This is a genomic window from Niveispirillum fermenti (assembly GCF_048066175.1).
In the GTDB taxonomy this organism is placed as follows: domain Bacteria; phylum Pseudomonadota; class Alphaproteobacteria; order Azospirillales; family Azospirillaceae; genus Niveispirillum; species Niveispirillum fermenti.
The window spans coordinates 19196-29512 of record NZ_JBLTXA010000046.1 but is presented as its reverse complement, the minus strand read 5'-3'; the positions used below and the strand labels follow the sequence as shown (position 1 = coordinate 29512).

The 10317-nt window shown below is 62.9% G+C and carries 3 protein-coding genes, 2 pseudogenes and 2 CRISPR repeat arrays; of the genes and pseudogenes, 3 read left to right on the top strand and 2 right to left on the bottom strand.

Annotation, left to right across the window (positions count from 1 at the left end):
- Both ACM9LZ_RS23515 and ACM9LZ_RS23510 read left to right on the top strand, forming a co-directional pair.
- Positions 1-2111: efflux RND transporter permease subunit (locus ACM9LZ_RS23515; protein WP_416621959.1), on the top strand; the 2111-nt coding region annotated here is incomplete at its 5' end.
- A gap of 5 nt (positions 2112-2116) precedes the next feature.
- Positions 2117-3496, top strand: coding sequence for an efflux transporter outer membrane subunit (locus ACM9LZ_RS23510; protein ID WP_416621958.1), 1380 nt, complete (start codon positions 2117-2119; stop codon positions 3494-3496).
- A gap of 194 nt (positions 3497-3690) precedes the next feature.
- Here ACM9LZ_RS23510 and ACM9LZ_RS23505 read toward each other — a convergent pair.
- A pseudogene (locus ACM9LZ_RS23505) lies at positions 3691-4278 on the bottom strand (transposase); the annotation flags it as partial.
- Between the two features lie 87 nt (positions 4279-4365).
- Between ACM9LZ_RS23505 and ACM9LZ_RS23500 the strand changes: the two are divergent.
- A pseudogene (locus ACM9LZ_RS23500) lies at positions 4366-5564 on the top strand (IS3 family transposase); the annotation flags it as partial.
- A 34-nt stretch (positions 5565-5598) separates the two neighbouring features.
- A CRISPR array of direct repeats spans positions 5599-5888; the repeat unit is 31 nt; unit sequence GTTTCAATCCACGCCCCCGTGAAGGGGCGAC.
- Positions 5889-6252: 364 nt separating this feature from the next.
- Positions 6253-9820: direct repeats of the CRISPR family, unit length 31 nt; unit sequence GTTTCAATCCACGCCCCCGTGAAGGGGCGAC.
- Positions 9821-10013: 193 nt separating this feature from the next.
- Here the strand turns inward: ACM9LZ_RS23500 and cas2 are convergent.
- On the bottom strand, positions 10014-10304 hold the full coding sequence (gene cas2 / locus ACM9LZ_RS23495) for a CRISPR-associated endonuclease Cas2 (RefSeq protein ID WP_269913272.1): 291 nt from the start codon (positions 10302-10304) through the stop codon (positions 10014-10016).
- Positions 10305-10317: the final 13 nt, after the last annotated feature.

Sequence of the window (10317 nt, the reverse complement as noted above, 5' to 3'; positions counted from 1 at the left end):
ATTTCGTCAACGCTTCCATCAGTGAGGTGGAGCACACCCTGGTCGAAGCGGTCGTCATCGTCATTGTCGTTATCTTCCTGTTCCTGGGGTCTTTGCGCGCCGTCATCATTCCTGTGGTGACGATCCCGTTGTCTCTGGTGGGAACCGCTGCGCTGATGCTGGCGTTCGGCTTCTCTCTCAACCTGCTGACCCTGCTGGCCATGGTACTGGCCATCGGGCTGGTCGTGGATGACGCCATTGTCGTGGTGGAAAACATACACCGGCATATCGAGGAAGGGTTGTCGCCCTTCAACGCCGCCCTGGTCGGTGCGCGGGAGATCGTCGGGCCGGTCATCGCCATGACCATCACATTGGCCGCCGTCTATGCTCCCATCGGTATGATGGGCGGGTTGACGGGCAGTCTGTTCCGCGAGTTCGCCTTCACCCTGGCAGGATCGGTCGTGGTATCCGGTGTGATCGCCCTGACCTTGTCACCCATGATGAGTGCCGTACTCCTCAACGCGAAGGTTGCCGAGGGCGGCTTCGCCAAACGTGTGGAGCATTTCTTCGAGCGTGCATCGACCGGGTATGCCGGCGCGCTTGCCCGCATGCTGTCCATGCCGGCTGCCGTCCTGCTCGTCGCCATCAGCCTGCTGGTGGGCATCGCCGTTCTGTTCCTGGGCGCACAGCGCGAACTGGCCCCGCAGGAGGACCAGGGCTACGTCTTCACCGCCGTCCGCGGACCGCAATATGCCAGCATTCGATACACCGAGCAGGTTTCCGCCGACATGGAGAGGCTGTTCCGCACCCTGCCGGAATATGAGGGCAGCTTCTTCACCAATGGCATGGACGGGCAGAATCTGGGTTTCGGCGGTATCATCATGAAGGAGTGGCAAGAGCGGGATCGCTCCGCCACTGACGTGCAGGGCCAGCTTTTCGGCATGGCGAACGGAATCCATGATGCCTCTGTCACGCCGTTCCAACCGGCCCCCCTGCCGGCGGCCAGCTCCGGCCTGCCGTTCCAAATGGTGTTGCGGGCGCCGGGCAGTTTCGATGCCGTCTACCAGGATATGCAGTCACTGAAGGCAGCAGCGTGGCAAAGCGGGTTGTTCCTGTTCGTTGAAAGCGACCTAGAGTTCGACAATCGTGCCGCCAGCATCAGCATCGATGCTGCCAAGGCCGGGGAGGTCGGCGTCACCATGCAGGCGATCGCAGACACGCTGGCGACCCTGGTCGGTGAAAACTACGTCAACCGCTTCAATTTCCACGACCGTTCCTATGATGTCATTCCGCAAGTGATGGCGGTTGATCGGTTGACGCCGGACAATCTGGGCCGTTTCCATGTCCGGTCGCAATCGGGGCGCATGATCCCGCTTTCCACCCTGATCCGCGTCGATGTGCAAGCAAGCGCCAACCGCCTGCCGCAGTTCAACCAGATGAATGCCGCGACCCTGTCCGGCGTGTTGCGGCCGGGCGTAACCATGGGACAGGCGGTTGCGCACATGGAGGCATTGCCCCGTGCACCGGGCGTTACCGTCGACTGGTTGGCCGACAGCCGGCAATATGTCCAGGAAGGCAACAGGCTGACGGTATCGTTCGGCTTCGCGCTGATCGTGATCTTCCTGGTGCTTGCTGCCCAGTATGAAAGCTTTCGCGATCCGCTGGTCATCCTGATCACCGTGCCTCTGGCGGTCTGCGGAGCACTCCTGCCACTCTATCTCGGTTTCACAACGCTCAACATCTATACCCAGATCGGGCTTGTCACGCTGATCGGGCTGATTTCCAAGCACGGCATCCTGATGGTGGCCTTTGCCAACGACCTCCAGCGTGACCGTGGATTGGATCGTCACCATGCGATCATCGAAGCGGCGCGGGTCCGTATGCGGCCGGTGCTGATGACAACCGCGGCCATGGTCTCGGGCCTGATCCCGCTGCTGTTCGCGGCCGGTGCCGGTGCCGCCAGCCGCTTCGCCATTGGCATCGTGGTGGTGATGGGCATGCTTATCGGTACGCTCTTCACCCTGTTCATGTTGCCCACTTTCTACACCTTGCTGGCCCGCGATCATCGCGCCCATGCCCATGCCGAACGTAAACGGGGCGCCGACATCCCCCAGCCGGCCACGGAAGCCTGATCACCATGAAGATGAAATCACTGTTTGCCTGTCTGTTTGGCACGCTGCTGGTCGGGTGCGCCGCCGGTCCCGACCATATTCCACCGTCTCCGCCTTCCATGGGCACCGCCTTTCTCGGCGCCACTCCGGATATGGTGGCAGGAACGGAACCAGAGACGGCATGGTGGCGTTTGTATGACGATCCCGTCCTGGAGGCGTTGGTTGCGCGGGCTTTGGAGGCCAATACCGACCTCCGGGTAGCGATGGCCAACTTGAAGGCTGCCGATGCGGTTCTTGCCGAGGCACGGGATTCCCGCATGCCCCAGACCCAGATTGAGGGCAGGGCGGCCTATGGCAGAAATCAGCCACCCATCGCCTTGCCCGGTGATCGTTTCACCTATGGGGGTGGTCTCCAACTTTCTTATGAGGCGGACATGTTCGGGCGGGTCTCCCGCGTGGTGGAGGCGGCCGAGGCGGATGCCGCGGCAATGGCATTTGCCCAGGCGGCGGTGCAGGTCAAGGTCGTGGCCGCCGTGACGGAGGCATACCTGTCGATTTGCACCTTGTCGCAGGCCACCGATGTGGCCAATGCCGCGATCGCACTGACATCGGACAGTGCGCGCATCATCCGCCAGCAGCAGGAGGCTGGGGGAGCAGCCATATTGGATGTGGAGAGGGCCGAGGGATTGGCTGCCCAGGCTCGTGCGGGTCTGGCGCCCCTGGAGGGAGCGCTGGTGGCCGCACAGTTCGAGTTGTCGGCACTGCTGGGCCAACCGCCCGCCGGCATGCCCGAGCAGGCCGTGCATTGCCGGGTTGCCCCGCAGCCTCGCCATGCGATCGGCATCGGTGATCGTGCCGGCCTGCTGCGCCGTCGTCCAGACATCGCCGAGGCCGAGCGTCGCCTGGCCGGGTCAACGGCGCGTGTCGGTGTTGCTATGGCCGATCTCTATCCACGCATCAACATCGCCGCCAACATCTCGCAGATGGGCGGAGAGGGGATCGGCAACAGCCAAGGTTTCGCCTATGGCCTGGGTCCTTTGCTTTCCTTTTCTTTCCCCAATATGGAGGCCGCGCGTGTACGTATCCGACAGGCGGAAGCACAAGCGGAAGCCGCTTTGGCTGCCTTCGACGGTGTGGTCCTGACCGCACTGAAGGAAGCCGAGCAGGCGCTGAACGGTTACAAGACGGCTCATATGTATCGGCGAGAGATAGCCGAAGCGGAGAGGCGGGCTGAAAGGGCGTACTATCTGGCAGAAGAGCGATACAGGGCGGGCGACCTCGCTTTCATCGATGTTCTAGTTGCGCAAAGCGCGCTGATTGAACTCAGTCTCGCCCGCGTTGATGCAGACCGAGGGGTGGCTATTGCCAGGGTTGATGTTTTCCGTGCGCTCGGTAACGCTGGATAAGGCAAATTCACGTTATCGGGAATGGTAAGAGCGGCGGGGAAATCCATGGCATCAGCAGGCTGCAGAAAAATCGGCCTGTATTTCCGCTTTCCCCATGTGCCATCGTTCTTTGAGGTCGTTGGCGTGGGGTTACAGGCCGATTTTCCGGCCAAATTTGCCGGTTTCCGCCGTTTTGAGGCGGAAACCGGGTGTCGTCAGGTGGCCAGCCCCAGTTTTGGTATCCTGATCAGGTTGTAGGCAGTGGCGTTCAGGGTAAAGACCCAGCCGACAAGATCGGTCCCCTTGTGCCGGGTCTTGCGCAAGCCGGCGGCGGCCTTGACCCAGCCGAACACCTCCTCAATGCGCTTGCGGATGCGCAAGGAGACGGCATAGCCGGGATGGCGGGTGGTGCGGCCGTCGATGGCGCTGCTGCGCCGCAAGGCACCGTCGTCGGTCTTCTGTTCGTTGCGGGCGATGTGGGGTGTGACCTTGCGGGCGCGCAACTCCATGACGAAGGCCCGTACATCATAGGCCTTGTCGGCGCCCAGCGTGATGCGGCTCCTGGGCTTCAACCCGTCGACCAGGGCCAGCGCCGCCTCGCGCTCAGCCGTGCCGGTGGCCTGGGTGACGGTGGCGCCGACCACCAGGCCGTTGCGGTTCTCCATCAGCACATGCCCCATGAAGGCCAGGCGCAACGGTTGGCCATTGGCCTTGCGGTAAAGCTTCGCTTCGGGATCAGTGGTGGAGGCGTGGGTCTGGTTCGACCGTTTCTCGCCCCGGAAATTGCGCTCGGCATTGCGCCCTGTCCGGCATCAGCCCCTGTGGGACAGAAGCGGTTGATTGCGCAACGGAGGATTTCTGGCTCATCGTAGTGACCGAAGGGAACGCAGATGAGGCAGAAATCCATGGTGCCGAAATCGGGCGCCGAGCAGGTCGTCCGGGATATCCGGCGGCAGACGCGCAAACATTATTCGGCGGAGGAGAAGATCCGCATCGTACTGTCCGGGCTTCGCGGCGAGGACAGCATTACGGAGCTGTGCCGGCGCGAAGGCATCGCCGAGAGCCTGTATTACAGCTGGTCCAAGGAATTCCTGGAGGCTGGCAAGAAGCGCCTGTCGGGCGACACGGCCCGCCAGGCCAGCACGGGCGAGGTCAAGGACCTGCGGCGCGAGATGCGCGACCTGAAGGAGGTGGTCGCCGACCTGACGCTTGAAAACCGCCTGCTCAAAAAAAGCATGATCGCGGATGGGGGCGACGAGGAATGAGATACCCCGCATCCGAAAAGCTGGAAATCATCCGTCTGGTCGAGGCGTCGCACCTGCCCCTGCGCCGAACCCTGGACAGGCTGGGCATTCCTGCCACCGCCTTCTATCGCTGGTATGCGCGCTATCGGGCCGAAGGCGAAGGCGGCCTGGCCGACCGGACCAGCGCGCCGGGCCGGGTGTGGAACCGCGTCCCTGACGCGGTCCGCCAGCAGCTGGTCGAACTGGCCCTGGAGGCGCCGGACCTGTCGCCGCGCGAACTGGCGGTGAGGTTCACCGATAGCAAGGGCTATTTCGTCTCCGAGGCCTCGGTCTACCGGCTGCTGAAGGCCCATGACCTGATCACCAGCCCGGCCTTTGTGGTGATCCAGGCGGCCGAGGAATTCCGCGACAAGACCACCCGGCCCAACCAGATGTGGCAAACCGATTTCACCTATCTCAAGGTTATCGGCTGGGGTTGGTTCTACCTGTCGACCATTCTGGATGATTATTCCCGCTACATCGTCGCCTGGAAGCTGTGCACGACCATGCGGGCCGAGGACGTCACCGACACCCTGACCCTGGCGCTGGAAGCCTCGGGCTGTGATCAGGTCGCGGTCGCCCACCGGCCCCGCCTGCTCAGCGACAATGGCTCATCCTATCTCGCCGGCGATCTGGCCGAATGGTTGGAAGACAAGGGCATGGATCATGTCCGCGGTGCGCCAAACCACCCCCAGACCCAGGGAAAGATCGAGCGCTGGCACCAGACCCTGAAGAATCGCATCCTGCTGGAAAACTATTTCCTGCCCGCAGACCTGGAAGCCAGAATTCAGGGTTTCGTCTATCATGAAATGGCAGCCACCCCGTCAGCGCCTGGTCGGTGTTTCAATCCACGCCTCCGTGAAGGGGCGACCGACTTCTGAGTCCAATGCGCGGGCACGGGCGTAGTTTCAATCCACGCCCCCGTGAAGGGGCGACCGTACCGGGGCGCCGTCCCATGGCGGCGGGGCGAGTTTCAATCCACGCCCCCGTGAAGGGGCGACCCAAGGTGATGGACCTGACGGCCAATCAGGTGCAGTTTCAATCCACGTCCCCGTGAAGGGGCGACAAGCGCTGGCAGCTGGAGATGTGCTGGCGCATGGTTTCAATCCACGCCCCCGTGAAGGGGCGACAGGATTATGCGTCGGGAGAGACGTGGTCGGCGCTGTTTCAATCCACGCCCCCTGAAGGGGCGACCGGGCGGTCACTCCCCTCCGGTGAGCGCAGGGGCTGTTTCAATCCACGCCCCCGTGAAGGGGCGACCTACCTGTCCCCGGCAGAATTTAGCGCCGATAATGTTTCAATCCACGCCCCCGTGAAGGGGCGACGGCCGGCCGCGGCGCGCCGGCCATCACGCGGGACGTTTCAATCCACGCCCCCGTGAAGGGGCGACTGCCATTGCGAGAGGCATTGCGGACGCTGCGGTAGTTTCAATCCACGCTTGGGCGCCGCGGAGAAGGTGAAGACGCTTTCCGGAGGCATTGCGGACGCTGCGGTAGTTTCAATCCACGCCCCCGTGAAGGGGCGACGCCCGGCGGGCAGCGTCGATGCGGCGCTGATAGTCGGTTTCAATCCACGCCCCCGTGAAGGGGCGACTTGAACTACGAGACCATCGTGCGGTCGCTGGCCGTGTTTCAATCCACGCCCCCGTGAAGGGGCGACGCCTCATCAAAGGCGATGCTGTTGGAAGTGGTGGCGTTTCAATCCACGCCCCCGTGAAGGGGCGACGGCCTATCCCGGTTCTCCAATACCAAGTGTCAAGGTTTCAATCCACGCCCCCGTGAAGGGGCGACGCAGGCCGCTGCCGATGCAGCCGATATCAGCGTGTTTCAATCCACGCCCCCGTGAAGGGGCGACTGGGCGATGTGCAGTTCCAGGGGCAGGCGACGGCGTTTCAATCCACGCCCCCGTGAAGGGGCGACGGGCGGCGGCGGCGGGTGAAACCGCCAAGGCCCTGTTTCAATCCACGCCCCCGTGAAGGGGCGACCCTTCGCCTCGTCCCATCGCCATTTTTCAGCAATGTTTCAATCCACGCCCCCGTGAAGGGGCGACGGCCCTGCTCGACATGGCACGTCCATCCGCCCAGGTTTCAATCCACGCCCCCGTGAAGGGGCGACCGCCGACGCCAACCGCTCCATGCCGGAGGTTGACCAGTTTCAATCCACGCCCCCGTGAAGGGGCGACGCCCGTCGAACCCGCCGCCGATTCCCATGCCATTGTGTTTCAATCCACGCCCCCGTGAAGGGGCGACGTTCCGGCCCCACCTTGGGCGCGATACTGACGGTGTTTCAATCCACGCCCCCGTGAAGGGGCGACAACCGGTCGGTGACGATCACGGGGTCATAGGGCGGTTTCAATCCACGCCCCCGTGAAGGGGCGACCTGACGGCACCCGTGCCGGAAGGGGTGACGGAGGGTTTCAATCCACGCCCCCGTGAAGGGGCGACGTGGCCGGTCCGCCAGGTGGTGGGGTCCAGCGCCTGTTTCAATCCACGCCCCCGTGAAGGGGCGACGCGCGCATACGGGCGCCATGGCCGTGCGCGGGGGGTTTCAATCCACGCCCCCGTGAAGGGGCGACCGCTGATCTCCAGGCCGTGGTCCACGACTTCATGGTTTCAATCCACGCCCCCGTGAAGGGGCGACTCTCCTGCTTGATTGTTGATCACTTCACATTCACGTTTCAATCCACGCCCCCGTGAAGGGGCGACTTCCATGCGATTATTCGTCGTTTCCCAATCAATATCAGTTTCAATCCACGCCCCCGTGAAGGGGCGACATGGACGCGGCTGGGGTGCTGGGGACCGTGGGCCTGTTTCAATCCACGCCCCCGTGAAGGGGCGACGACCGAACTGGCCGAACGATTGGCGCAACCAAAAGTTTCAATCCACGCCCCCGTGAAGGGGCGACGGAGGCGGCATCTTTCTGGGACAACCTGCCCGATGTTTCAATCCACGCCCCCGTGAAGGGGCGACAAGGTGTTTTGCTTGATGGTAATTTCACCGCTGATGTTTCAATCCACGCCCCCGTGAAGGGGCGACGACCAAAAGCCTCATTTCCGCATCCACTCCGGATGTTTCAATCCACGCCCCCGTGAAGGGGCGACGCTCTACTAACCGTCTTTTAATGGAGGCTTAATTGTTTCAATCCACGCCCCCGTGAAGGGGCGACTTCCGGCCGCAGTACCGGCCGCTGACGGACGAGGAGTTTCAATCCACGCCCCCGTGAAGGGGCGACGCCCCGCTGACCTTCGTGCAGCCGACCCACGGGTTGTTTCAATCCACGCCCCCGTGAAGGGGCGACGCCCCGCTGACCTTCGTGCAGCCGACCCACGGGTTGTTTCAATCCACGCCCCCGTGAAGGGGCGACCGGCGCGTCATCAATGCGCTGGCCGGATGCGTCGGTGTTTCAATCCACGCCCCCGTGAAGGGGCGACCCGGTCTTGGGATCGGTCGTCTTATCCCAGACCAAGTTTCAATCCACGCCCCCGTGAAGGGGCGACGCTGGCCCTCGCGAAAGCCGATGGTCGAGTTCCGGTTTCAATCCACGCCCCCGTGAAGGGGCGACGCCGCCCCACCTCTACCAATTTTGCAGCCATGGGGTTTCAATCCACGCCCCCGTGAAGGGGCGACATGACGGCTCCGGCCATCACTCCAGTGCAAGATGGGTTTCAATCCACGCCCCCGTGAAGGGGCGACTCATCATATTCGATGTAACAACATCGGATTTGGTGTTTCAATCCACGCCCCCGTGAAGGGGCGACCTGGGCGGCATGACGGGGGCCAAATATTCGGCCGAGTTTCAATCCACGCCCCCGTGAAGGGGCGACGGACGGCATGAATGTCCCGCCCACGGTCGTGGATGTTTCAATCCACGCCCCCGTGAAGGGGCGACCTGCCGGTGTCGTAGGCGACGCGACGTTCCACGGCGTTTCAATCCACGCCCCCGTGAAGGGGCGACTTGGGCTTCGGGATGAGCGCAGCCGGCGTGTTGTGGTTTCAATCCACGCCCCCGTGAAGGGGCGACTCTGCGTCAGGTAGCGGTGACACGCATAAGCCACTGTTTCAATCCACGCCCCCGTGAAGGGGCGACTTCTTGACACTGCCGAGCGCCTTCAGGTCATCTGAGTTTCAATCCACGCCCCCGTGAAGGGGCGACATGCCATTTTGGTCAATATCGGCTCGGGTGACCGTTTCAATCCACGCCCCCGTGAAGGGGCGACAACGGGCATTCAGGGCCTCCATCGCCGACGCCATGTTTCAATCCACGCCCCCGTGAAGGGGCGACTCAGGGTTGTCATACCCGACAGTTCAGCGGGCTGTTTCAATCCACGCCCCCGTGAAGGGGCGACACGTCCAACCCGGATGGATTTTTCGTTTGATAGCAGTTTCAATCCACGCCCCCGTGAAGGGGCGACATGCTGTCAGCGACGCGGGACGCATACTGTTGAGGGTTTCAATCCACGCCCCCGTGAAGGGGCGACCGGACGAACGCGAGCCGGGGGCCGACCTTGTGCCGGTTTCAATCCACGCCCCCGTGAAGGGGCGACCATCGCCGCCAAGATTACCGGCGGCCTTCAGCGCGTTTCAATCCACGCCCCCGTGAAGGGGCGACACGGCTCGCCGTCGAAGACGGGGATGTCGATCAGGTTTCAATCCACGCCCCCGTGAAGGGGCGACAGGTGCCCATGGCGGTTACTCCGCAGCGGAGGAGTTTCAATCCACGCCCCCGTGAAGGGGCGACGTGGGTCAGCTGGACGGGCTGCCCATCGTATGGCCGGTTTCAATCCACGCCCCCGTGAAGGGGCGACCGCGGACGGGCATCAGGTGGGACGGCTCGCCGTCGTTTCAATCCACGCCCCCGTGAAGGGGCGACCCCCGAGATCGATGCCCAGAGCGCCGGCTATCGGTTTCAATCCACGCCCCCGTGAAGGGGCGACTCTGGTGCAGCACGATGCGGATGGGGTGGTCGATGTTTCAATCCACGCCCCCGTGAAGGGGCGACGGCAGCGCGGGTCTTTCTTCTCCAGGATCACGTAGTTTCAATCCACGCCCCCGTGAAGGGGCGACTGTCTTTGAATATACACTTGTCCAATAAGGCACAATGGCCCACTGTGCGCGAACCCTGGTGTTTGGGTCGTCGTTTGGACGGCCGGCAACCGAGTGTGTAATTCAAGTTATTGTCTTTCAATGGAATTTTCTAGCGCGAACATCACGCATTCCGCATGCTCGCTTACGGTTCGCGCAGCACGTCCTGCCGTGCTCAAAAGATCAGCGGGGCATCGAAATCCTGGGCGGGTTTGGCACCCACATGTTCGATCCGCCGGGCGGCGTTGGCACCCAGATGGTAGAAGCGCAGACTATCCACGGCGGGATCGATTTCCCCCACCAACCTTGCCCGCAGGGCGACCCATTGCGCCGGTTCCACCTCGCATTCGAAGACGGAGAACTGCACGCGCTGGCCAAAATCCTGGCAGGCGCGGGCGATGCGGCGCAGACGGCGGCGGCCTGCCGTATCTTCGGTTCGGACATCATAGGTTATCAGCATCAGCATAGGCGGGGCACAT

What these genes read in the sequence shown, in the direction of transcription:
- cas2 (WP_269913272.1), bottom strand. Translation starts at nt 10,304, where the DNA reads ATGCTGATGCTGATAACCTATGATGTCCGAACCGAAGATACGGCAGGC.
- ACM9LZ_RS23510 (WP_416621958.1), top strand. Translation starts at nt 2,117, where the DNA reads ATGAAGATGAAATCACTGTTTGCCTGTCTGTTTGGCACGCTGCTGGTC.